Consider the following 24,614-nt stretch of genomic DNA (forward strand, 5'->3'; position numbering starts at 1 on the left):
CGGTGAATATCATGCGAAGCGCGCGCCAGTAGCGGAGCTTGCTTCAGAGGGTAGTTAATTGAACGATATGGCAAAGAATCTGATCCTGTGGTTGATCATCGCGGCTGTCCTGGTGACGGTGATGAACAACTTCTCCAGCCCTAACGAGCCGCAGACCCTCAACTATTCCGACTTCATCCAGCAAGTTAAGGATGGCAAGGTCGAGCGCGTGGCGGTTGATGGCTACGTGATCACCGGCAAGCGCACTGATGGCGACAGCTTCAAGACCATTCGTCCGGCGATCCAGGACAACGGTCTGATCGGCGACCTGGTGGACAACAAGGTGGTCGTCGAGGGCAAGCAGCCTGAGCAACAGAGCATCTGGACCCAGCTCCTGGTGGCCAGTTTCCCGATCCTGGTGATTATTGCCGTGTTCATGTTCTTCATGCGCCAGATGCAAGGCGGTGCGGGGGGCAAGGGCGGGCCGATGAGCTTCGGCAAGAGCAAGGCACGCCTGCTTTCCGAAGATCAGGTCAAGACCACCCTGGCTGACGTTGCCGGTTGCGACGAAGCCAAGGAAGAAGTCGGCGAGTTGGTCGAGTTCCTGCGTGATCCGGGCAAGTTCCAGCGCCTGGGTGGTCGTATTCCTCGCGGTGTACTGATGGTTGGTCCTCCGGGTACTGGTAAAACCTTGCTGGCCAAGGCGATTGCCGGCGAAGCCAAGGTGCCGTTCTTCACCATTTCCGGTTCCGACTTCGTCGAGATGTTCGTCGGCGTGGGTGCCAGCCGTGTGCGTGACATGTTCGAGCAGGCCAAGAAGCACGCGCCGTGCATCATCTTTATCGACGAAATCGACGCCGTTGGTCGCCATCGTGGTGCTGGTATGGGCGGTGGTCACGACGAGCGTGAGCAGACCCTCAACCAGTTGCTGGTGGAGATGGACGGCTTTGAAATGAACGACGGCATCATCGTGATTGCCGCCACCAACCGTCCTGACGTACTTGACCCGGCACTGCTGCGTCCGGGTCGTTTCGACCGCCAGGTGGTGGTGGGCTTGCCAGATATTCGTGGCCGTGAGCAGATTCTCAAGGTCCATATGCGCAAAGTGCCAATGGGCGATGACGTGGCTCCAGGCGTGATTGCCCGTGGGACCCCTGGGTTCTCCGGTGCCGACCTGGCCAACCTGGTGAACGAGGCCTCGCTGTTCGCGGCCCGTACCGGTAAGCGTATTGTCGAGATGAAGGAATTCGAGCTGGCCAAGGACAAGATCATGATGGGCGCCGAGCGCAAATCCATGGTTATGTCCGAGAAAGAGAAGCAGAACACCGCTTATCACGAAGCCGGTCATGCCATTGTCGGTCGCGTCGTGCCTGAGCATGACCCGGTCTACAAGGTGTCGATCATTCCGCGTGGCCGGGCGCTGGGTGTCACCATGTTCCTGCCGGAAGAGGATCGCTACAGCCTCTCCAAGCGCGCCCTGATCAGCCAGATCTGCTCGCTGTACGGCGGCCGTATCGCTGAAGAGATGACCCTGGGCTTTGACGGTGTGACCACCGGTGCTTCCAACGACATCATGCGCGCCAGCCAGATTGCCCGGAATATGGTCACCAAGTGGGGCCTGTCGGAAAAGCTCGGGCCGCTGATGTATGCCGAGGAAGAAGGCGAAGTGTTCCTGGGGCGTGGCGGTGGCGGTCAAGGTGCCAGCTTCTCTGGCGAGACGGCCAAGCTGATCGACTCTGAAGTGCGCAGCATCATTGACCAGTGCTACGGCACGGCCAAACAGATCCTTACCGATAACCGTGACAAGCTCGACGCCATGGCTGATGCCTTGATGAAGTACGAGACCATCGATGCCGAGCAGATCGACGACATCATGGCTGGCCGTACGCCTCGCGAGCCTCGTGATTGGGAAGGCGGTTCGGGTACTTCAGGCACGCCGCCTGTGGTACAGAACGAACGCCCGGAAACCCCAATCGGCGGCCCGGCTGCCGACCTTTAAGGCTTGAAATGACTTCTGTGTTGCCCTCTACCCGGTTGCCTTGCGGCAACCGGGTTCTTGATTTGGCCCGTACTCACGTTATGGGCATTCTTAATATCACCCCTGACTCCTTTTCTGACGGTGGTCGCTTCAGTCAGCTGGATGCGGCCATGCGTCATGCCCAGGCGATGGTGGCTGCGGGTGCGACCATCATCGATGTCGGTGGCGAATCGACCCGGCCTGGCGCGCGTGCTGTTTCCCCGTTGGAGGAGATGGAGCGTGTTGCACCGATTGTCGAGCGGATCCACCGTGAGCTGGATGTCATCATTTCGGTAGACACCTCGACGCCGGCCGTCATGCGCGAAACAGCGCGGCTTGGGGCCGGGTTGATCAACGACGTGCGCTCACTGCAGCGCGACGGTGCGCTGGATGCTGCCGCGGCCACCGGGTTGCCTGTGTGCCTGATGCATATGCTCGGCGAGCCGGGGACGATGCAGGACGCTCCGCACTACGACAACCTGGTTGAAGACGTGACGGAATTTCTTGCAGGGCGCATGGCCCAATGCGCCGCGGCGGGAATCGCGCCTGAGCGGATCATCCTGGATCCGGGGTTTGGTTTTGCCAAGACCCTGCAGCACAACCTGAGCCTGTTCAAACATATGGAATCGCTGCATGCCCTTGGTCGCCCCCTGTTGGTTGGGGTGTCGCGCAAGAGCATGATAGGCATGGCCCTGAATCGTCCCGTGGGTGAGCGCCTGCATGGCGGCCTGGCCCTGGCGGCGCTGGCCGTTGCCAAGGGCGCGCGCATTCTGCGGGTGCATGATGTGGCCGAGACGGTTGACGTCGTACGGATGATCGAAGCGGTAGAATCAGCCGAATAAGAATGATGGAGCACTTATGACTAAAAAATATTTTGGCACCGACGGTATTCGTGGTCGGGTCGGCGAGTTCCCGATCACTCCGGATTTTATGCTCAAGCTGGGCTGGGCGGCCGGCATGGCCTTCCGCAGCATGGGTGCATGCCGCATCCTGGTCGGCAAGGACACGCGGATTTCAGGCTATATGTTCGAGTCTGCGCTGGAGGCGGGCCTTTCCGCTGCCGGGGCGGATGTGATGTTGCTGGGGCCGATGCCGACGCCGGCGATCGCTTACCTGACGCGTACCTTTCACGCTGAAGCCGGTATTGTGATCAGCGCTTCGCACAATCCCCATGATGACAATGGCATCAAGTTCTTCTCGGGCCAGGGCACCAAGCTGCCGGACGCGATCGAACACATGATCGAAGAGCTGCTGGATGCGCCGATGACGGTCGTCGAGTCGAGCAAGCTGGGCAAGGTTTCGCGGATCAACGACGCTTCGGGGCGTTATATCGAGTTTTGCAAAAGCAGCGTGCCTACCAGCACCAATTTTGCCGGGCTCAAGGTGGTCATCGACTGTGCCCATGGCGCGACCTACAAGGTTGCCCCCAGCGTGTTCAAGGAGCTGGGCGCCGAGGTGACCGTGCTGTCGGCCCAGCCCAACGGCTTGAACATCAACGATAACTGCGGTTCGACCCATATGGGGCAATTGCAGGCTGCGGTATTGGCCGAGCACGCGGACCTGGGTATTGCCTTCGATGGCGACGGTGACCGGGTGCTGATGGTCGATCATACCGGCGCCATCGTCGACGGTGACGACCTGTTGTTCATCATTGCCCGCGACCTGCATGAGCGCAACAAACTGCAAGGCGGTGTCGTCGGCACCCTGATGAGCAACCTGGGGCTGGAGCTGGCCCTGGCCGACCTGGGCATTCCGTTCGTGCGCGCCAATGTGGGCGACCGCTACGTGATTGCCGAGCTGCTGGAGCGTAACTGGCAGATAGGCGGTGAGAATTCGGGGCATGTCGTGTGCTTCCAGCATACGACTACCGGTGATGCGATCATCGCGGCGCTGCAGGTGCTGTTGGCCCTGCGCCGCCGTGAAGAAAGCCTGGCCCAGGCACGTCAGGCACTGCGCAAGTGCCCGCAGGTGTTGCTCAATGTACGTTTCTCGGGGGGTGAAAACCCTATCGAGCACCCGGCGATCAAGGAAGCCTGTGAGCGCGTGACCGTCGCCATGGCGGGGCGTGGCCGGGTCTTGCTGCGCAAGTCGGGAACCGAGCCTTTGGTGCGCGTGATGGTCGAAGGCGACGACGAAACACAGGTTCGCGGCTATGCCGAAGAGCTGGCAAAACTGGTAACTGAAGTTTGCGCCTGAATTCGGCTTGCCAGTGATGATGTGGTTGGGTAACATCTGCGCCCACTTTGACCGACGAGGTACAGCATGCGTCGCACTATGGTAGCTGGTAACTGGAAGATGCACGGTACCCGCGCCAGTGTCGCTGAGCTGATCAATGGCCTTCGTCACTTGGCCTTGCCGAGCGGTGTTGATGTTGCGGTGTTCCCGCCTTGCTTGCATATCAACCAAGTGGTTGATGGCTTGAAAGGCAAGTCGATTCAGGTCGGCGCGCAGAACTCCGCAGTGGAGCCAATGCAAGGTGCGTTGACCGGTGAGATTTCGCCGAGTCAGTTGGTCGATGCGGGTTGTTCCTATGTGCTTGTCGGGCACTCCGAGCGCCGTCAGATGATGGGCGAGCGTGATGGGACACTCAATCGCAAGTTCGCAGCGGCACAGGCTTGTGGCTTGATTCCGGTGTTGTGCATAGGGGAGACCCTGGAGCAGCGGGAATCGGGCAAGACTCTTGAAGTTGTCTCGCGTCAGCTAGGCAGTATCATTGAAGAGTTGGGTGTTGGTGCGTTTGCAAAGGCAGTCATTGCTTACGAGCCGGTCTGGGCCATTGGCACCGGGCTGACTGCTACACCGCAACAGGCGCAGGATGTGCACGCAGCCATCCGCGCGCAGTTGGCGGCAGAGAATTCTGAAGTCGCACAAGGTGTGCGTCTTCTATACGGCGGCAGCGTGAAGGCGGCCAATGCGGTCGAACTGTTCGGCATGCCGGATATCGATGGGGGGCTCATTGGTGGAGCTTCCCTGAATGCAGATGAGTTCGGTGCGATCTGTCGCGCCGCGGGAAACTGAAAAAATGCTGGAAACAGTCGTAGTCGTTTTTCATCTGTTGGCTGCTCTGAGCGTCGTCGCTCTGGTTTTGCTGCAACAGGGTAAAGGTGCGGATGCTGGTGCGTCTTTCGGTGCAGGTGCTTCAAATACTGTGTTCGGAAGCCAAGGTTCCTCTACCTTTCTTAGTAAGTTTACTGCTATACTTGCCGCCGGTTTCTTCATAACCAGCTTGGGGTTAGGTTACTTTGCTAAAGAGAAAGCTCATGTGCTTACTCAAGTAGGTCTCCCAAATCCAGCAGTGTTGGAAGTGCCAAAAGCAAAACCGGCTTCTGATGATGTCCCGGTGCTTCAAGAGCAAAAGTCGGCTACTCCAGCGACTGACGTGCCTCCAGCTCAAGAGCAGAAGTAAGAAGGGTTGTAAACGCTGTATTGCCGAGGTGGTGGAATTGGTAGACACGCAACCTTGAGGTGGTTGTGCCCATAGGGTGTAGGGGTTCGAGTCCCCTTCTCGGTACCAATTATCAGGAGAGCCCGCTGTTGCGGGCTTTCTTGTAGGTGGAAGGTTACATTGACCCTGTAAGGGATCGGTCGTATACTTCCGCCCCAGCTTTGTCGCGGGGTGGAGCAGTCTGGTAGCTCGTCGGGCTCATAACCCGAAGGTCGTCGGTTCAAATCCGGCCCCCGCAACCAGTTTTAGCGGAGCCCCTTTTAAGGGGCTTTTTGTTAGCTGGACACTTTCAACGCCGCTGTTCGACGGCGTTTCAAGGATGGGCGTTTCGCCCATTTTTTTATTTTGCACAGCATGCACATACATGCACGAGGGGGTTCAGGTGTCGAGCAAGCTAGAAGAGTTGCAGGCCTTGCTGGCCCCGGTGGTCGTGGCCCTAGGCTATGAATGCTGGGGTATTGAGTTTTCGGCTCAAGGTCGCCACTCAATGTTGCGCGTTTATATCGATAAAGAGGGCGGTGTGCTGGTGGACGATTGTGCCATCGTCAGCCGTCAGATCAGCGGTGTGCTGGATGTTGAAGATCCAATTGCCGTTGAATACACCCTCGAAGTTTCCTCGCCAGGCATGGAACGCCCACTGTTCACTATTGAGCAGTTTGCTAAATATGTCGGTGAACAAGTGAAGATCAAGCTGCGATCTCCCTTTGAAGGGCGACGCAACTTTCAGGGCCTTCTGCGCGGTGTAGAAGAACAGGATGTAGTGGTGCAGGTAGACGACCACGAGTTCCTGTTGCCGATCGATATGATCGACAAGGCCAACATTATTCCCAGTTTTGACTGAGACGTGCCAGAAACTGCGGATCCCGCGGATCCAATGGCTTGCGAAAGGCGAGGCGTACGATGAGCAAAGAAGTACTGCTGGTTGTTGAGTCGGTATCCAATGAAAAGGGCGTACCGGCTAACGTGATTTTTGAAGCGCTGGAGCTGGCCCTGGCCACTGCTACCAAAAAGCGTTTTGAAGACGAAGTTGATCTGCGTGTGGAAATCAACCGCCACACCGGAGCCTATGAGACTTTCCGTCGCTGGACGGTCGTCGAAGAAGCCGATCTTGATGATCCGGCCATCGAAACCTGGCCAAGCAAGGTTGCGCAAACGCATCCGGGCGCCCAGGTGGGTGACGTCGTCGAGGAAAAGATCGAGTCCATCGAGTTCGGCCGCATCGCTGCACAGACTGCCAAGCAAGTCATCGTGCAAAAGGTCCGCGAAGCCGAGCGCGCTCAAGTCGTTGACGCCTATCGCGAGCGCCTGGGGGAAATCATCTCCGGCACCGTGAAGAAAGTGACTCGCGACAACGTGATCGTCGACCTGGGTAACAACGCTGAAGCGTTGCTGGCCCGTGAAGACATCATTTCCCGCGAAACCTTCCGTGTTGGCGTGCGTTTGCGTGCGCTGCTCAAGGAAATCCGCACTGAGAACCGTGGCCCTCAACTGATCCTGTCGCGTACCGCGCCGGAAATGTTGATCGAGCTGTTCCGTATTGAAGTGCCGGAAATTGCCGAAGGCCTGATCGAAGTCATGGCCGCGTCCCGCGACCCGGGTTCGCGCGCCAAGATCGCGGTCCGCTCCAAGGACAAGCGCATCGACCCGCAAGGTGCTTGCATTGGCATGCGCGGTTCGCGCGTCCAGGCAGTGTCGGGCGAATTGGGCGGTGAGCGTGTGGATATCGTGCTGTGGGACGATAACCCGGCGCAGTTCGTGATCAACGCCATGTCCCCGGCCGAAGTCGCGGCAATTATTGTTGACGAAGATGCCCATGCAATGGACATCGCCGTTGGCGCAGACAATCTGGCCCAGGCCATCGGTCGCGGTGGTCAGAACGTGCGTCTGGCCAGCCAGTTGACTGGTTGGACCCTGAACGTCATGACCGAATCGGACATCCAGGCTAAGCAGCAAGCAGAAACCGGCGACATCCTGCGCAACTTCATCGACGAGCTGGAAGTCGACGAAGACCTGGCACAGGTGCTGGTAGATGAAGGCTTTACCAGCCTGGAAGAGATTGCCTACGTACCGGTGGAGGAAATGCTCAACATCGACGGCTTTGACGAAGACACCGTCAACGAGCTTCGCGCTCGGGCCAAGGATCGCTTGTTGACTAAAGCCATCGCTACTGAGGAAAAGCTGGCAGACGCCCATCCGGCCGAAGACCTGCTCTCGCTTGAGGGTATGGACAAGGATTTGGCGATGGAACTGGCGGTGCGCGGCGTAATTACCCGCGAAGACCTGGCCGAGCAGTCTATTGACGACCTGCTCGACATCGACGGCATTGACGATGATCGTGCCGGCAAGTTGATCATGGCCGCCCGAGCCCATTGGTTCGAGTAATTAGGCGCGGCCTGAGGAGAGAAGTGCATGACGCAAGTCACGGTGAAACAACTGGCCGATGAGGTCAAAACACCGGTAGAGCGCCTGTTGCAGCAGATGCGTGAGGCAGGTCTGCCGCACACCGCCGCCGAGGAACATGTGAGCGACAGTGAGAAGCAATCGTTGCTGACTCACTTGAAAAGCAGCCACAAGGCGAAAGTGGAAGAACCGCGCAAGATTACATTGCAGCGCAAAACAACCAGCACCCTGCGGGTGGCTGGTAGCAAGAGCATCAGCGTTGAAGTGCGTAAGAAGAAAGTCTTCGTACAGCGCAGCCCGGAAGAAATCGAAGCCGAGCGCAAACGCGAGATGGACGAACGTCGCGCAGTAGAAAATGCTGCACGTCAGAAGGCTGAAGAAGAAGCCAAGCGTCGCGCCGAAGAAGAAGCGCGTCGCCAGCCTGCTGCTGCGCAACCTGCTGGTACTGACGCAGTCGCTGCGCCTAGCGCGCCTGTAGAAGCTGTGCGTGAGGCCGCTCCGGTTGCCGCTGCACCAGCGCCTGCTGCTGACGCTCGCAAGCGCGACGAACCTCGTCGTCCGGACAAACCACGTGCCGACGATAACAATCGTCGTAGCGGCGGTGGCGATGGCGAGCGTAAAAACGCTCCACATCGTGCTTCGGTCAAAGAGAAAGCGCCTGCTCCGCGCGTTGCCCCACGTACTACCGACGAAGAAAGCGATGGCTTCCGTCGTGGTGGTCGCGGCAAGGCCAAGCTGAAGAAACGCAACGCCCACGGTTTCCAGAGCCCAACCGGCCCTGTCGTGCGTGAAGTGAAGATCGGCGAGACCATCACTGTTGGCGATCTCGCCCAGCAGATGTCGGTCAAGGCTGCTGAAATCATCAAGTTCATGTTCAAGCTGGGTACCCCGGCCACCATCAACCAGGTACTGGACCAGGAAACTGCCCAACTGGTTGCTGAAGAGCTGGGCCACAAAGTGACCCTGGTCAGCGACACCGCCCTGGAAGATTCCCTGGCCGAGTCCCTGAAGTTTGAAGGTGAAGCAGTTTCCCGTGCTCCAGTCGTGACCGTCATGGGCCACGTTGACCACGGCAAGACCTCCCTGCTCGACTATATCCGTCGTGCCAAGGTTGCCGCGGGCGAAGCCGGCGGTATTACCCAGCACATTGGTGCCTACCACGTTGAAACCGACCGTGGCATGGTGACGTTCCTCGATACCCCTGGTCACGCCGCGTTTACCGCCATGCGTGCCCGTGGTGCCAAGGCGACTGACATCGTGATCCTGGTGGTTGCAGCGGACGACGGCGTGATGCCGCAGACCATCGAAGCCGTTCAGCATGCCAAGGCTGCTGGCGTGCCGCTGGTGGTTGCCGTGAACAAAATCGACAAGCCGGGCGCCGATCTCGATCGCATCCGTAGCGAACTGTCGGTTCACGGTGTGACTTCCGAAGAGTGGGGTGGCGACACTCCATTCGTACCGGTCTCGGCGAAGATGGGTACCGGCGTTGACGAACTGCTTGAAGCCGTCCTGTTGCAAGCCGAAGTCCTGGAACTGACCGCTACGCCATCGGCTCCTGGCCGTGGTGTGGTCGTTGAATCCCGCCTCGACAAGGGCCGTGGCCCGGTTGCGACCGTGCTGGTTCAAGACGGTACCCTGCGCCAAGGCGACATGGTGCTGGTCGGTTCCAACTACGGCCGTGTACGTGCCATGCTCGACGAGAACGGCAAGTCCATCAAGGAAGCAGGTCCTGCTATCCCGGTCGAGATTCTCGGCCTGGACGGTACCCCGGACGCTGGCGACGAGATGAGCGTGGTTGCCGACGAGAAGAAAGCCCGTGAAGTGGCTCTGTTCCGTCAAGGCAAGTTCCGTGAAGTCAAGCTGGCCCGTGCTCACGCCGGCAAGCTGGAAAACATCTTCGAGAACATGGGCCAGGAAGAGAAGAAGACGCTTAACATCGTCCTCAAATCTGACGTGCGTGGCTCCCTCGAGGCGTTGAACGGCGCCTTGAATGGCCTGGGTAACGACGAAGTGCAAGTGCGTGTTGTCGGTGGCGGTGTCGGTGGTATCACCGAATCCGACGCCAACCTGGCACTGGCTTCCAACGCTGTACTGTTTGGCTTCAACGTGCGTGCCGATGCTGGCGCACGGAAGATCGTCGAGCAGGAAGGCCTGGACATGCGTTACTACAACGTCATCTACGACATCATCGAAGACGTCAAGAAAGCCCTTACCGGCATGCTTGGCAGTGACGTGCGGGAAAATATCCTGGGTGTTGCCGAAGTACGAGACGTGTTCCGTTCGCCGAAGTTTGGCGCGATCGCCGGTTGCATGGTTATCGAAGGGACTGTGCACCGTAACCGTCCAATCCGTGTACTGCGTGAAGACATCGTTATCTTTGAAGGCGAGCTGGAATCCCTGCGCCGCTTCAAGGATGACGCTTCCGAAGTACGTGCCGGCATGGAATGCGGTATTGGCGTCAAGAGCTACAACGACGTCAAGCCTGGCGACAAGATCGAAGTCTACGAGAAGGTCCAGGTTGCTCGCAGCCTCTAACTCGCGCACTTCAGGAGCCACGCCGCGTGTGGGCATGCAAATGCCCCGCGCAGTGTCCGGACTCTAAACGCAACGCCCGGTCTGGCTTTTGTCAGGCCGGGCGTTTGCCGCTTTCAGACCCACGGGTTTCACCGTGAGGCAGTAACAGGTAACAAGACATGGCAAAAGAATACAGCCGTACCCAACGTATCGGCGATCAGATGCAGCGCGAGCTGGCCCAACTGATCCGTCGCGAAGTCAAAGACCCGCGTGTTGGCCTGGTCACCATCACCGCCGTTGAAGTGAGCCGTGACGTTGGTCACGCCAAGATCTTCATCACCGTGATGGGCCAGGACAACAGCGAAGAGATCGCGCAAAGCATCAAGGTGCTCAACTCTGCCGCAGGTTTCCTGCGCATGCAGTTGGCCCGTGAGATGAAGCTGCGTAGCGTGCCCCAGTTGCACTTCCACTACGACGAGAGCGTCGTGCGTGGTGCGCATCTGTCGGCCCTGATCGAGCGCGCTGTGGCTGAAGACAATCAGCATCCGTCCACACCTGAAGACGCCAAGGAGTAAGCGGTGGCTCAGGTCAAACGTATCCGCCGTAATGTCAGCGGTATCATCCTGCTCGACAAACCCATTGGCTTTACCTCCAATGCCGCGTTGCAGAAGGTCCGCTGGCTGCTCAATGCCGAGAAGGCCGGGCATACCGGCAGCCTTGATCCCCTGGCTACTGGCGTATTGCCATTGTGCTTTGGCGAGGCTACCAAGTTCTCGCAATACCTGCTCGATTCGGACAAGGGTTACGAAACCCTGATGCAACTGGGCAAGACCACCACCACGGCGGATGCCGAAGGTGATGTTCTGCAGGTTCGCGAGGTGACCGTTGGTCGTGCAGATATTGAGGCTGCCTTACCCGCTTTTCGTGGGCAAATCAGTCAGATACCGCCGATGTACTCGGCTCTCAAGCGTGATGGCCAGCCTCTTTACAAGCTGGCACGTGCGGGCGAAGTAGTGGAGCGCGAACCGCGTTCTGTTACTATTGCGCGCTTGGAATTGCTTGCCTGTGAAGGCGACACTGCCCGCTTGGCCGTGGACTGCAGCAAAGGCACCTATATCCGTACCCTGGTGGAAGATATCGGTGAGCAACTCGGTTGCGGCGCGTACGTTGCAGAGCTGCGACGCACCCAGGCTGGCCCTTTCACCCTGGCCCAGACGGTCACGCTGGAAGAGCTGGAAGCCGTGCATGCCGAAGGCGGCAACGAAGCGGTTGATCGCTTCCTGATGCCATCGGACAGCGGTTTGCTGGATTGGCCATTGCTGCACTTTTCGGAGCACAGCGCGTTCTACTGGCTCAACGGCCAGCCGGTGCGCGCACCGGATGCCCCGAAGTTCGGCATGGTGCGGGTACAAGATCATAACGGTCGCTTTATCGGTATCGGTGAAGTGAGCGAAGACGGGCGCATCGCGCCGCGTCGGCTGATTCGGTCAGAATGACTGAACGAGTGTGGCTGTTAACAGGCACGGTCAACACTCATTTTTAGATACAGGGATTTGTCCCTGGCCTGTTGAAACTGCCCTTTGGGTGGTTTCCTGAAAAAAGGATTGCCTCATGGCTCTCGACGTTCAAGAAAAAGCACAAATCGTAGCTGACTATCAGCAAGCTGTTGGTGACACTGGTTCGCCAGAAGTGCAAGTTGCACTGCTGACCCACAACATCAACAAGCTGCAGGGTCACTTCAAGGCCAACGGTAAAGACCACCACTCCCGTCGTGGTCTGATCCGCATGGTAAACCAGCGTCGTAAGCTGCTGGACTACCTGAAAGGCAAGGATCTGGGTCGTTATCAGACTCTGATCGGTCGCCTGGGTCTGCGTCGCTAATCAGCGATTGCGCTAGAGGTTGGTTGTTTGCCGTGTGTCAGTGGGATTCCCGCTGGCCCATGGCAGGCTCCCAGCCTCAAGTTTTATCTGGATACACGTTTTACCCTGGACAAGGGTTGGGCCGACTCCCGACATTGCCCAAGAATTTCGTAAGAAGACAAGTTCCCCAAGAGCCACAAAGAAGGTAGGACACCGTGAACCCGGTAATCAAAAAATTCCAGTTCGGTCAGTCGACCGTTACCCTCGAGACAGGCCGTATCGCCCGTCAAGCCTCCGGCGCAGTGCTGGTCACCGTTGACGACGACGTTACCGTATTGGTGACCGTTGTAGGCGCCAAGACCGCTGACCCAAGCAAAGGCTTCTTCCCTCTTTCCGTTCACTACCAGGAAAAGACTTACGCTGCCGGTAAGATCCCTGGTGGTTTCTTCAAGCGTGAAGGCCGTCCTTCCGAGAAAGAAACCCTGACTTCCCGACTGATCGACCGTCCGATCCGTCCGCTGTTCCCAGAAGGCTTCATGAACGAAGTGCAGGTTGTCTGCACCGTCGTTTCCACCAGCAAGAAGACCGATCCGGACATCGCTGCGATGATCGGCACCTCGGCTGCCCTGGCCATCTCCGGTATTCCTTTCGATGGCCCGATCGGCGCTGCCCGTGTTGCGTTCCACGAAAGCACCGGCTACCTGCTGAACCCGACTTACGAACAACAGAAAGCTTCGAGCCTGGACATGGTCGTTGCCGGTACTTCGGAAGCCGTGTTGATGGTTGAATCGGAAGCCAAAGAGCTGACCGAAGACCAGATGCTGGGCGCGGTACTGTTTGCTCACGACGAGTTCCAGGTGGTGATCAACGCGGTTAAAGAACTGGCTGCCGAAGCTGCCAAGCCAACCTGGACCTGGGCGCCTGCGCCTGAAGCCACCGAGCTGCTGGGTGCTATCCGCTCCGAGTTCGGCGCACAGATCTCCGACGCCTACACCATCACCATCAAGGCCGACCGTTACGCTCGCCTGGGTGAGCTGAAGGACCAGGTTGTGGCCAAGCTGTCCGGTGAAGAAGGCCAGCCTTCTTCCAGCGAAGTCAAAGCAGCATTCGGCGAAATCGAATACCGCACCGTTCGCGAAAACATCGTAAACGGCAAGCCACGTATCGACGGTCGCGACACTCGCACCGTACGTCCGCTGAACATCGAAGTCGGCGTTCTGCCAAAAACCCACGGTTCGGCCCTGTTCACCCGTGGCGAAACCCAGGCCCTGGTTGTTGCAACACTGGGTACCGCCCGTGACGCACAGCTGCTGGACACCCTGGAAGGCGAGAAAAAAGACCCGTTCATGCTGCACTACAACTTCCCTCCGTTCTCGGTAGGCGAGTGTGGTCGCATGGGTGGCGCTGGTCGTCGCGAAATCGGTCACGGCCGTCTGGCCCGCCGTTCGATTTCGGCCATGCTGCCTGCTGCTGACGTGTTCCCGTACACCATTCGTGTGGTGTCGGAAATCACCGAATCCAACGGTTCCAGCTCCATGGCTTCCGTGTGTGGTGCTTCCCTGGCACTGATGGATGCCGGCGTGCCGATGAAGGCACCGGTTGCCGGTATCGCCATGGGTCTGGTTAAAGAAGGCGAAAAGTTCGCCGTCCTGACCGACATCCTGGGCGACGAAGACCACCTGGGCGACATGGACTTCAAGGTAGCCGGTACCGCCAAGGGTGTGACCGCGCTGCAGATGGACATCAAGATCAAGGGCATCACCGAAGAGATCATGGAAATCGCTCTGGGCCAAGCCCTGGAAGCGCGCCTGAACATCCTCGGCCAGATGAACCAGATCATTGGTCAGTCCCGCACCGAGCTGTCGGAAAATGCTCCGACCATGATCGCGATGAAAATCGACACCGACAAAATCCGTGATGTTATCGGTAAAGGCGGCGCGACCATCCGTGCGATCTGCGAAGAAACCAAGGCCTCGATCGATATCGAAGACGACGGTTCGATCAAGATCTTCGGCGAGACCAAGGAAGCGGCTGAAGCGGCACGTCAGCGCGTCCTGGGTATCACCGCTGAAGCCGAGATCGGCAAGATCTACGTGGGTAAGGTTGAGCGCATCGTCGACTTCGGCGCATTCGTCAACATCCTGCCGGGCAAGGACGGTCTGGTTCACATCTCCATGCTGAGCGATGCTCGCGTAGAGAAAGTGACCGACATCCTGAAAGAAGGCCAGGAAGTGGAAGTGCTGGTACTGGACGTGGACAACCGCGGCCGTATCAAGCTGTCCATCAAGGACGTAGCAGCAGCCAAGGCCTCGGGCGTTTAATTACCCCCAGGCTTCACGCTGAAAAAGGACTCTTCGGAGTCCTTTTTTTATGGCTTTGGGAAAGTGACGGTAAATCAGCTGTTTAGCCCAGTGCAAAAGCCGCAACTTGCATGCAGGCACGACGGGCTTCATGCAAGTTGCACGATTCTGAAAATTGAGTATTTTTATAACTTGTTGTTTTTTAAGAGTTTTGTTAGTTGGTAAAAGTTGGCACAGCGCCTGCAACAGTACTGGTAACCCTGCAGCATTAACGTTGAAACGCTGCAGACCTTTGAAAAAACAGGAGTTACTCGTATGAAGAAGTTCGCTATCGCTGCTGCAACTGCCACCGCTCTGACCCTGACCATGGCTAACGTTGCGTTTGCCCAAACTTCCCAGGCGCCAATGGTTGTAGCCGCCGGTGAAGTGACCAAGGCCAAAGAAGCGACCTCCGATACCTGGATCACCACTAAAGTCAAAGCTGACCTGGTCACCGAGAAAGGCATTCCTGGCACCGACATCAAAGTCGAAACCAACAAAGGCGTGGTTTCCCTGTCTTCCACTGTGGCTGTCACTGATGCACAGAAGGAAATGGCAGTGGCCATCACCAAGAAAATCAAAGGTGTTAAAGCTGTATCGGCCGACGGCCTGAAAGCAGAGTAACGCGCAACGAATCGACTGGACTTAACCAAGGCGGCCACGGGCGAGGCAGATATCCGCTCAATGCACCTTATAGGTTCATGCGACCGACCACAGGGATGTGGTCACTACGGGCCCCGGCACTTGTGTCGGGGCCCGTTTTATTTGTGACGTGGAATGCATTTTGGCAGGGTGGCATATCCAGTGTGTGCGGGCTTGCCAGCAGGTCTTGTGCTGCTCCCACTGGCCTTATCGCGGGCAAGCCCGGCGCTCACATTATTTGGGTTTCTGGTGCCCGGTAGTTACTCGGCATCCAGGTGCATTGGGGTAACAACCCGGCCATCTTTCTCTGCCTGGCCAAGGTTGGCATCGATGAAGTACACCCGGTCATCTTCCAACTGGCCCTTGTCGACCAGATAGTCCTTGATCGTACTGGCACGGTCCTGGCCGAGTTGGCGCAGCAGCACGTCGCTGCCGCTCCAGAACTTGATCACGCCCTCGCGCAGCTTCGCCGTGCGTTCATCGCTGCCCAGGTCCTTCCACTCAGCCGGTGGCTGTTGCTTTAAGCGGGTGCGATAGATGCCTTCGAGCAGCGGGGCTTTTTCCTTTTCCGGGACTTCAAGCAACGACGCCTGGGCCGGGACTTTATCGCCACGGCGCTGGAGTATCTTGTAGTAGTTGTACTGATACTCACGCTCAAGCCGCTCGGCGGCCAGGAACGGACCGTCGCTGCTGGCTGCCGCGGTCCCTTCGATCTCCAGGCGCAGGGCAGGACGCTCCTTGAGGGCCTTGGCGAGGCTGTTCAGGGCCGACTCAGCGTCCTTGCTCAGCGCGCTGGAGCCTGCGGCGAACGATACGTTGCCCAAATCTTCCGAGCCGCCACCGGTCACCAACCCGCCAATAAACTTGAAGGGCGCCGTCGCCGCGCGTACCACCAGGTTGCGCAGGGTCTGCCAGACAATCGGCATCACGCTGAATTGCGGGTTGTTCAAGTCACCGGTCACCGGCAGCTCGATGGAGATCTTGCCGTCGGTGTCCTTGAGCAGGGCAATCGCCAGGCGAATCGGCAGGTCCACCGCGTCCGCGCTGTCGACTTTCTCGCCCAGTTGCAGTTGCTCCACCACCACCTTGTTCTCGGCCTTCAACTGGCCTTTGGTGATGATGTAGTGCAGGTCCAGGTTGAGCCGGCCCTTGCGGATACGGAACCCGGCGAATTTGCCCGAGTACGGTGTCAGGGTCGTCAGCTCGACGCGTTTGAAGCTGGTGGCGATATCCAGCGCGGCCATCGGGTCAAACGGGTTCACGCTGCCCTTGATGGTCACGGGGGCGTAACGGTCGACCTTGCCCTTGATGTCGACGCTGGCCGGCTTGGCCTGGCGGCTGTCGATGGTGCCGATCTGGCCGTTGAGTTGCTGGATGGCCGTGGCGAAGTTGGGGGTGAGGCTGAAGTCGGCAAAGTTAGCCGAGCCATCGTTGATTGCGACCTGGCCGATACGGATGCCCAGAGGCTTTTCGTTGCTCGCGCTGGATTTGGCGGCTGATTGGCTGCCTTTGTTGGCTGGCTGTGGGATCAGCAGGTCATCGACGTTGGTGGTGCGATCATCGTTGATCATAAAGCGGACATAGGGTTGCAGCAGGTTGATCTTGTCGATCGACAAGCTGTTGCCGTGCTGGTAGTTCAAGCCTTCCACCACCAGGCGCTGCCACTTGAGGAAGTCGCGGGTCTTGAGGGTGTCCAGGGTGTGCAATTGATCCACTTGCGCGCGGCCGGTGATTTGCAGCGCGAGGGGCTCGGTACTCTTGAGGTTCACATCCAGGTTGCTGCCCAGCATGCCGCTACGCAGTTCCAGGCGGATAAAGGGGCTGATGTAGGCCTGGGCAACCCGCAGGTCGATATCCTTGGTGTCGACCTTCAATTTGGCGCTGACCGGGTTCAGGTTGACCTGGCCGCTTGCCTGGATCTTGCCCTGCTTGCCCAGGCCACTGTCGATTTTCAGCGTGAAGGGGCTTTGGTTGAGGCTGTCGAAGTCTTGCACATCGACATTCAGCGGGCCCAATTCCAGCGCCACCGCAGGTTTTACCTGGCGGTCGGCCAGGTGCACCTGGTAGTTGCGCAGTTGCACATCCTTGAGCAGCACTTGCCACGGCTTGCTTGGCGCGGTCGGCTCGGGTTTGGGTGAGTCGGCGGTGGCGGGAGCGCTTGCTGGCTCCGGCTGGCTGGCCGGCTTGCTCGGCTGGCTGGCGAACAGTTTCTGCCAGTCCAGTTGGCCGTCGGCTTCGCGGGCGGCCCAGGTTTCGAGCTTGTTGCTGCGGATCTTGCCCACGATCACTTGCTGCTTGGCCAGGTCGATCGAGGTTTCGCTGATATCCAGGCGCTCCAGGCGCGCCAGTGGCCGGCCATCCGGGGCCTTGATCGCGAAGGGCGCGATGCTCGCGGAGACGTTGGTCAGGTTCAGTTCGGTTTCTTTGGCCAGGTTGAGCTTGTAGTCGGTGCTGAAATTGAGCACGCCATTTTCCAGAACCAATGGCACGGCGTCGCGCACATAGGGCCACCAGACCTTCATCTTGCCATCCGTGACCTTGAGCTTGCCTTCGGAGGCGATCGGCACCAGGCTGAAATTGCCGGTCCAGTCGATCTGCCCACCCTCTGGGCCGGCAGCGACCAGGGTCATGTCGGCATTGTCTTCGGGCAGGGTGCTGAGGTTTTTCAGCTCGAAGTCGAGTTTGTCGTAGAGAAACTCAATGGGCTCGCTGGGGCGCAAGTCTTCAAAATGTACGTAGCCGCCTGCCAGCTTGATGCGCTCGATGCGCAGCGGGAAGGGTTTGCTTTCGGGGTCGTCGGGCGTCGGTTCGCTTGGCGGCAATTTGAACAGTTGCGCCAGGTTGAGCGTGCCGGACTTATCGAACAGGATTTCGCTCTTCGGCTTGTCCAACTGCACATCGGCCAGGTGCAGGGCGCGTGTCCAGAGGCTATCGATCTGCAGATTGGCGTAGAGGCGTTCAAAACCGACCTGTTCCTTGCCGGGGTCACCGATTTTCAGGCCCCAGAGGGTCAGCTCCAGGCTGAACGGGTTGAGCTCGATACGCTCGATACGGGCCGGCACGGTGGCGTAGTTGGCCAACTGTTGGTTGGCCACACGCAGCGCTATACCGGGCAGAATCAAAAAGCCCAGCAAGCTGTAGAGTGCAAGGGCGGTCAGCAAGGCGCCTACGGCGCGAATCAATCCTTTGGGCATGGGTGACGCCATCTATGTCGATCAGGAGTGCCTTGGAGTATGGCACGGGTTTGCGGTTCCGAAGAACCGCGCTTTTATTGCGATAACCCAGTTCTTTCAGGGCAATCCTACAGTTGTAGGATTAAAGTCTTCAGCGGGGGTTGCTGATCTTGTGAGGGAAAGTCGGCGCCGGGTGTCATCACTTTCCAGTCGCGTACGGGCCGGCCAGCCTTTTCGGCGCAGCGCAAGACCTGCTCGCGCCAGTCATCCATGCTGACTTTTGCCAGGTTGTTGCAGCAGATCAGCACCCCATTGTCGGCGGTGGCCAGCAATGCCGGCTTGAGCAGGCTCTGGTAGTCACGCAGCAGGTCCACGGTGCCAAAGGCGCTCTTGGCCCAGGCCGGCGGGTCGAGCAGCACCAGGTCATATGGCCGTTGCTCCAGGCGCGGGTAGCTGGGCAGTTTTTGCCCGCGACGCTGGGTGATCGGCAGCCCGGCCAGTTGGCGGATGGCCGGGAAGTAATCGGACTGTACAAACGTCATGGGCGGAAGTTGCCGGTTCAGTTCACCATTTTCGCGACCGACCGCCAGATTGCCCTCGGCGAAGTCCAGGTTGCACACCTCGCGGGCCCCGCCGGCGGCAGCGCTGAGGCCCACGCCGCAGGTGTAGGCAAACAGGTTCAGCACGCTTTTGCCGGCACTGTGCGCCTTGACCCAGCCGCGGGTGTTGCGCAGGTCCAGGAACAGCAGCGGGTCCTGCCCGGGGTGGCGGCCGCGCACGCGATAGTTCAGGCCCCACTCGTGGCCGACCAAGTCCTCCAGGGCGGCAGGTTCGGCGCGGTATACCGTGTCTTCCCGGTCGATACGCGAGTTGCCTCGGGAGCGGTCGTTATAGACCAGCAGCAATTCCAGGCCCAAGTACTGGTTGATCATCAGGTGCAATTGCAGCAGCGCCTGGCTGTCCAGGGACTGGTGAAAGCTCTGCACCATCAATTGCGGGCCGTAACGGTCGATGGTCAAGCCACCGGCGCCTTCCTGGCTACCATGGAACAGCCGGTAACAATCGGTGCCTTGGGCATGCAGCTCGGCGAGCAGGTCTTGGCGATGGTCGAGGGCGGCGCGCAGCGCCTGATTCAGGGACGACATGGAGCGCGCCTTGCTGGGGAATTGAAGCGCGCAAGTTTAACAGCTCCTACAAGGGGTTGCGTCGTTACAGCAGGCCCATCCGCCTATGGGCGCGCTGTACCGAGCCATTGCGCATCGCCCAGCGCAACAGGGGCGCACTGCGCTTGACCCCGGCGCGCACCAGTTGGCGTTGCAGCGGGCTTTGCTGTTGCTCCAGCATGTCGCTGGCCCAGTCCGGCAGCAGGTCGATGCCGGCCTGCATCATCAGTGCGCCGAACGGCTTGGCCAGCACGCTGGGCGCCGGGGCATTGAGCAACAGGCGCAACACTTCACGGCTGCGTTCGTCACACAGCAGTTGCGGGCGAATACGTTGCAGATAATCAGAAATTTCCTGCCGTGAACGCGGCACATGCCGAGCCCCCAGTTGTTCGGCGACCAGGGCAATCTCGCTGTAGTAGCGGTCCTGGTCCCTGGGCGATAAGTCCGGGTTTTTGTAGCGCAGGTGCGCCGCGAGAAAGCTGCTGACTTCCGCGACATGGACCCAGGTCAGCAATTGCGGATCACTGGCCGCATAGGGGCGCCCATCCGGTGCGTGCCCGACCACTTGCAGGTGGATGGTGCGCACTTTTTCGATCAGCCACTCGGCATCGCGACGCGAGCCAAAGGTGGTGCCGGAAATAAACTGCGAAGTACGCCGCAGGCGCCCGAGCATGTCCTGGCGAAAGTTGGAATGGTCCCACACCCCGGCCAGCGCCAGGGGATGCAGCGCTTGCAGCATCAAGGCGCTGATGCCGCCGATCAGCATGCTGCTGAAGTCACCATGGACCTTCCAGCTGACAGAGGCCGGCCCGAACAGGCCTGGGTCGCCCTTGGGGTTTTCCAGGTCCAGGTTGCCCAGGGACAGACCTGTCAGGCTCATCAACTGGGCTTCGATACGGTTGCGCAGAAATTCCATGGCGGCTTGGGGGTTCCTATCGGTTCAGGCGCTTGTCGATCAGGCCGTCGACCACGCTGGGATCGGCCAGGGTCGAGGTATCGCCCAGGCTGTCCAGCTCATTGCAGGCGATCTTGCGCAGGATACGCCGCATGATCTTGCCTGAACGGGTTTTGGGCAAGGCCGGCGCCCATTGGATCAGCTCGGGCCTGGCGAAACTACCGATTTCCTGGCTGACCAGTTCCAGCAGGTGTTTTTTCAGCGCGTCGTCGGGCTCGACGCCTTTTATCGGCGTGACAAAGGCATAGATGCCCTGGCCCTTGATGTCATGGGGATAGCCGACGACGGCGGCCTCCGCCACCTGGTCATGCAGCACCAGCGCGCTTTCCACCTCGGCGGTGCCGATGCGATGGCCGGAGACGTTGATCACATCATCGATGCGCCCGGTGATCCAGTAGTCGCCATCCTCGTCACGCCGTGCGCCGTCGCCGGTGAAGTAGTAGCCGGGGTAGGGCTTGAAGTAGGTGTCGATCATCCGCTGCGGGTCGCCATACACGCTGCGGATCTGCCCCGGCCAGCTGGCTTTGATCGCCAGGACACCACTGCCGGCGCCGCTGATTTCCTGGCCCTGTTCGTCGAGCAAGACCGGCTGCACCCCAAACATCGGCTGCGTGGCGCAGCCGGGCTTGATGCGCCGGGCGCTGACCAGCGGGCTGAGCATGATGCCGCCGGTCTCGGTCTGCCACCAGGTATCGACAATCGGGCAGCGTTGCTCGCCGACGGCATTGAAATACCACTCCCAGGCGTGCGGGTTGATCGGCTCGCCGACACTGCCGAGCACTCTCAGGCTGGCCCTGGAGGTGCTTTTCAGGGGGCCTGGCCCCTCGCGCATCAAGGCCCGTAGGGCGGTGGGCGCGGTGTAGAAAATATTCACCTGATGCTTGTCGATCACCTGCCAGAAACGCGAACTGTCCGGGTAGCTTGGCACCCCCTCGAACATCAGGGAGGTGGCGCCATTGGCCAGTGGCCCGTACACGATATAGCTATGGCCAGTGACCCAGCCGACATCGGCGGTGCACCAGAACACTTCGCCCTCGCGATAATCGAGCACGTATTTGAAGGTCATCGCCGCCTGCAGCAGATAGCCGCCGGTGGTGTGCAGCACGCCCTTGGGCTTGCCGGTACTGCCGGAGGTATAAAGGATAAACAACGGGTCTTCGGCGCCCATCGGCTCGGGTGGGCACTCGCCGCTGACCGCGTCCACAGCCTGTTGATACTTGAGGTCGCGCCCCTCGGTCCAGGCCACGGCGGCGCCTGTGCGCTCCACCACCAGCACCGTCGTGACATTCGGGCAACTGGCCAGGGCCTTGTCGACATTCTGTTTCAGTGCCACGGGCTTGCCGCCGCGCACGCCTTCGTCGGCGGTGATCACGGTGCGGCAGTCGGCATCCAGAATGCGGTCGCGCAGGGCATCGGGTGAAAACCCACCAAACACCACCGAGTGCACCGCGCCAATCCGCGTGCAGGCCAGCATCGCGTAGGCGGCTTGTGGAATCATTGGCATGTAGATACACACCCGATCGCCTTTCTTCACGCCACGGCTTTTCAGCACATTGGCCAGGCGGCTGACGTTTTGATGAAGTTGGCGGTAGGTGATTCTGGAGGATTTTGCAGGATCGTCGCCTTCCCAGATAAAGGCCGGCTGATCGGCACGTTGTGCCAGGTGACGGTCAATGCAGTTGTAGCTGACGTTCAACTGGCCGCCGGCAAACCACTGCGCGGCACCGCTGTTGATATCGCAGTGCTGGACGGTCTGCCAGGGTGTGCTCCAATCGAGCAGCGCCTTGGCCTGTTCGGCCCAGAAAGTATCGGGGTGTTCGATGGATTGACGATAGAGGCGCTGGTAGTCCTCTTGACTGAGTTGCGCGGCTTGGCGCACTGCATTGGCATGGGGAAACTGGCTGATATCGAACATTAGGGATCCCTCTTCTTGTTTTATAGATACAAGAACTCAAGGCGGGTCCTGTGGAAGCTGGCAAGCCAGTTTCCACAGGGGGCGCTTGTGCAGGTTCAATCCCTGATTGTAGTGTCGATCACATCAACCGCGGTGACGACCACGGAAGTAGTTGATCAAGCCCTGGGTGGAGGCATCGTCGGCCGAAGTTTCCTCGGCGCCCGTCAGGCGGTTGTAGACGCCCTTGCCCAGTTCCTTGCCCAGCTCCACGCCCCATTGGTCAAAGGCGTTGATGCCCCAGATGACGCTCTGCACGAACACCTTGTGCTCATACATCGCCACCAGCGCGCCCAGGCGGCGCGGGCTGATCCGTTCGACCACCAGGGTGTTGCTCGGGCGGTTGCCCGGGATCACCTTGTGCGGGGCCAGTTTCTGCACTTGGTCTTCGGCCATGCCTTTGTCACGCAGTTCGGCTTCGGCTTCGCTGCGAGTCTTGCCGAGCATCAACGCCTGGCTCTGGGACAGGCAGTTGGCATACAGCCACTGGTGATGGTCGGAAACCGGGTTGAAGCTGACGATCGGCACAATGAAGTCGGCCGGGATCAACTGGGTGCCCTGGTGCAGCAACTGGTGATAAGCGTGCTGACCGTTGCAACCCACGCCACCCCAGATCACCGGGCCTGTGTCGGTGGCAACCGGCGTGCCGTCCTGGCGCACGCTCTTGCCGTTGGATTCCATATCCAACTGCTGCAGATGTTTGGTGATGTTACGCAGGTAGTGGTCATACGGCAGGATCGCATGGCTCTGCGCACCCCAGAAGTTGCCGTACCACACACCCAGCAGGCCCAGCAGCACGGGCATGTTCTGCTCGAACGGGGCGTTCTGGAAGTGCTGGTCCATGGTGTAGGCGCCAGACAGCAGTTCCTTGAAGTTGGACATGCCAATGGCCAGGGCGATCGGCAAGCCGATCGCCGACCACAGCGAGTAACGGCCACCGACCCAGTCCCACATCGGGAAGATGTTCTCTTCGCGGATACCGAAGGCCACGGCCGCCGCGTTGTTGCTCGACACGGCGATGAAGTGGCGATACAGCTCGGCTTCCGAGCCACCCTGGGCCAGGTACCAGGCGCGGGCGGCCTGGGCGTTTTTCAGGGTTTCGAGGGTGTTGAAGGATTTCGACGAGACAATAAACAGCGTGGTCTCGGCGCGCAGCTTCTGAGTCAGTTCGTGGAACTCACTGCCATCGATATTCGCCAGGTAGTGGCAGCGCACGCCTTTATGGGCGTAGGACAACAGCGCTTCGGAGACCAGCTCCGGGCCGAGGAACGAACCACCGATGCCGATATTGACCACGTCCGTGATCGGCTTCTCGGTGTAGCCGCGCCACAGGCCGTCATGGATACGGCCCACCAGGTCGGTGATCTGGTTCAGCACCTTGTGCACGTCGGGCATGATATTGGTGCCATTGACCGACAATTTGTCGCCCACCGGACGGCGCAGCGCAGTGTGCAGCGCCGGACGGCCTTCTGAAGAGTTGACCGGTTCGCCGTCGAACAGCGCCTTGATGGCGCCTTTGAGGTCGACTTCGTTGGCCAGGTCCACCAGCAGGTCGCGGGTTTCAGACGTAATCAGGTTTTTCGAGTAGTCGAGGAACAGTCCGCAGCTGCTCAAGGTGAACTGGGCAAAGCGCTGGGGATCGGCATTGAACGCGTCGCGCATGCTGAAATCCTGCATGGCTTGGCGATGTTGATTGAGCGCTTGCCAGGCGGGCAGAGCGGTAACGTCATGAGGGGTGCGGTAATACGCCATCGCTGCGGGTTTCCTTTTTATTACTGGGACTACTTTTGGGACACTTGAATGTCCAGAACGTCCGACTTTTATCAAGCAGGCACTGAGAAACGGCGGGTTCCGGTCGAATGTGTCAACGCCAACACTAGCGTCGGGCGTTTACATTAAACCTAGCGTGTCGATATGTCTTGGCTTTGTCTGCGCACAGGCCGGTACTTTTTTATACCGGGGCCTGGGAGGCGCTACAAACCGAATGTGGGAGCGGGCAAGCCCTAATGCCAGTCAGTTAAGCGGATTCTGCTTTCTGTAGGAGCGAGCTTGAACTGGCCTAATGCTCCCGGACACCTCTTAAGGGCGATATGATTCGCCCAATCAGGAGGTTCCATGCAAGAGCGAAAGACCTACACCCGCGAGTTCAAGCAACGTGCTGCAAGCATGGTTCTTG

18 protein-coding genes and 2 tRNA genes are annotated in these 24,614 nt (G+C 59.2%); 15 read left to right on the forward strand and 5 right to left on the reverse strand.

Features of this window, described 5'->3' with window-relative positions:
• Positions 1-67: 67 nt before the first annotated feature.
• The 15 genes from ftsH (at position 68) to BLL38_RS11860 (ending at position 15,178) form a co-directional block, all read left to right on the forward strand.
• A complete protein-coding gene (gene ftsH, locus BLL38_RS11790) occupies positions 68-1,978 on the forward strand; it encodes an ATP-dependent zinc metalloprotease FtsH (protein WP_076962741.1) in 1,911 nt (636 codons plus the stop codon).
• Positions 1,979-1,986: 8 nt separating this feature from the next.
• Positions 1,987-2,838, forward strand: coding sequence for a dihydropteroate synthase (folP, locus tag BLL38_RS11795; RefSeq protein WP_076962742.1), 852 nt, complete (start codon positions 1,987-1,989; stop codon positions 2,836-2,838).
• Between the two features lie 16 nt (positions 2,839-2,854).
• Positions 2,855-4,192 (forward strand): phosphoglucosamine mutase, encoded by a 1,338-nt coding sequence (glmM, locus tag BLL38_RS11800; RefSeq protein ID WP_076962743.1) that lies wholly within the window; start codon positions 2,855-2,857, stop codon positions 4,190-4,192.
• Between the two features lie 66 nt (positions 4,193-4,258).
• Positions 4,259-5,014 carry a triose-phosphate isomerase gene (gene tpiA / locus BLL38_RS11805; protein ID WP_003194193.1) on the forward strand — a complete coding sequence of 252 codons (756 nt, stop codon included), beginning with the start codon at positions 4,259-4,261 and terminating at the stop codon, positions 5,012-5,014.
• Between the two features lie 4 nt (positions 5,015-5,018).
• Positions 5,019-5,402 (forward strand): preprotein translocase subunit SecG, encoded by a 384-nt coding sequence (gene secG, locus BLL38_RS11810; RefSeq protein WP_003194191.1) that lies wholly within the window; start codon positions 5,019-5,021, stop codon positions 5,400-5,402.
• Between the two features lie 22 nt (positions 5,403-5,424).
• A tRNA-Leu gene (locus BLL38_RS11815) sits at positions 5,425-5,510 on the forward strand.
• Between the two features lie 96 nt (positions 5,511-5,606).
• Positions 5,607-5,683, forward strand: a tRNA-Met gene (locus BLL38_RS11820).
• Positions 5,684-5,823: 140 nt separating this feature from the next.
• Complete coding sequence (rimP, locus tag BLL38_RS11825) at positions 5,824-6,282, forward strand: ribosome maturation factor RimP (protein ID WP_159439769.1); 459 nt, start codon at positions 5,824-5,826, stop codon at positions 6,280-6,282.
• Between the two features lie 59 nt (positions 6,283-6,341).
• Complete coding sequence (gene nusA, locus BLL38_RS11830; protein ID WP_038445977.1) at positions 6,342-7,823, forward strand: transcription termination factor NusA; 1,482 nt, start codon at positions 6,342-6,344, stop codon at positions 7,821-7,823.
• A gap of 27 nt (positions 7,824-7,850) precedes the next feature.
• Positions 7,851-10,376 (forward strand): translation initiation factor IF-2, encoded by a 2,526-nt coding sequence (infB, locus tag BLL38_RS11835; RefSeq protein WP_076962745.1) that lies wholly within the window; start codon positions 7,851-7,853, stop codon positions 10,374-10,376.
• A 158-nt stretch (positions 10,377-10,534) separates the two neighbouring features.
• Positions 10,535-10,930, forward strand: a complete 396-nt coding sequence (gene rbfA / locus BLL38_RS11840) for a 30S ribosome-binding factor RbfA (RefSeq protein WP_029298974.1) — start codon at positions 10,535-10,537, stop codon at positions 10,928-10,930.
• A gap of 3 nt (positions 10,931-10,933) precedes the next feature.
• Entirely contained in the window at positions 10,934-11,851 is a 918-nt protein-coding gene (gene truB, locus BLL38_RS11845; protein WP_076962746.1) for a tRNA pseudouridine(55) synthase TruB, read from the forward strand.
• 115 nt (positions 11,852-11,966) lie between these two features.
• Entirely contained in the window at positions 11,967-12,236 is a 270-nt protein-coding gene (rpsO, locus tag BLL38_RS11850; protein WP_003177875.1) for a 30S ribosomal protein S15, read from the forward strand.
• A 194-nt stretch (positions 12,237-12,430) separates the two neighbouring features.
• Positions 12,431-14,536, forward strand: coding sequence for a polyribonucleotide nucleotidyltransferase (gene pnp / locus BLL38_RS11855; RefSeq protein ID WP_076962747.1), 2,106 nt, complete (start codon positions 12,431-12,433; stop codon positions 14,534-14,536).
• A gap of 294 nt (positions 14,537-14,830) precedes the next feature.
• Positions 14,831-15,178 carry a BON domain-containing protein gene (locus tag BLL38_RS11860; RefSeq protein WP_032862919.1) on the forward strand — a complete coding sequence of 116 codons (348 nt, stop codon included), beginning with the start codon at positions 14,831-14,833 and terminating at the stop codon, positions 15,176-15,178.
• A gap of 278 nt (positions 15,179-15,456) precedes the next feature.
• On the opposite strand, the gene BLL38_RS11865 is transcribed toward BLL38_RS11860, so the two are convergent.
• From BLL38_RS11865 to pgi, 5 genes are all read right to left on the reverse strand, one after another.
• Positions 15,457-18,390, reverse strand: a complete 2,934-nt coding sequence (locus BLL38_RS11865; RefSeq protein WP_076962748.1) for a DUF748 domain-containing protein — start codon at positions 18,388-18,390, stop codon at positions 15,457-15,459.
• A 107-nt stretch (positions 18,391-18,497) separates the two neighbouring features.
• Complete coding sequence (locus BLL38_RS11870) at positions 18,498-19,514, reverse strand: class I SAM-dependent rRNA methyltransferase (RefSeq protein ID WP_076962749.1); 1,017 nt, start codon at positions 19,512-19,514, stop codon at positions 18,498-18,500.
• 64 nt (positions 19,515-19,578) lie between these two features.
• Positions 19,579-20,448, reverse strand: coding sequence for an oxygenase MpaB family protein (locus BLL38_RS11875; RefSeq protein WP_076962750.1), 870 nt, complete (start codon positions 20,446-20,448; stop codon positions 19,579-19,581).
• Positions 20,449-20,464: 16 nt separating this feature from the next.
• Entirely contained in the window at positions 20,465-22,402 is a 1,938-nt protein-coding gene (gene acs, locus BLL38_RS11880; RefSeq protein WP_076962751.1) for an acetate--CoA ligase, read from the reverse strand.
• Between the two features lie 123 nt (positions 22,403-22,525).
• Positions 22,526-24,190: a glucose-6-phosphate isomerase gene (pgi, locus tag BLL38_RS11885; RefSeq protein WP_076962752.1), complete on the reverse strand. Its 1,665-nt coding sequence runs from the start codon at positions 24,188-24,190 to the stop codon at positions 22,526-22,528.
• Positions 24,191-24,614 lie beyond the last annotated feature (424 nt).

The organism is Pseudomonas gessardii, from assembly GCF_001983165.1.
Lineage (GTDB): Bacteria > Pseudomonadota > Gammaproteobacteria > Pseudomonadales > Pseudomonadaceae > Aquipseudomonas > Aquipseudomonas gessardii.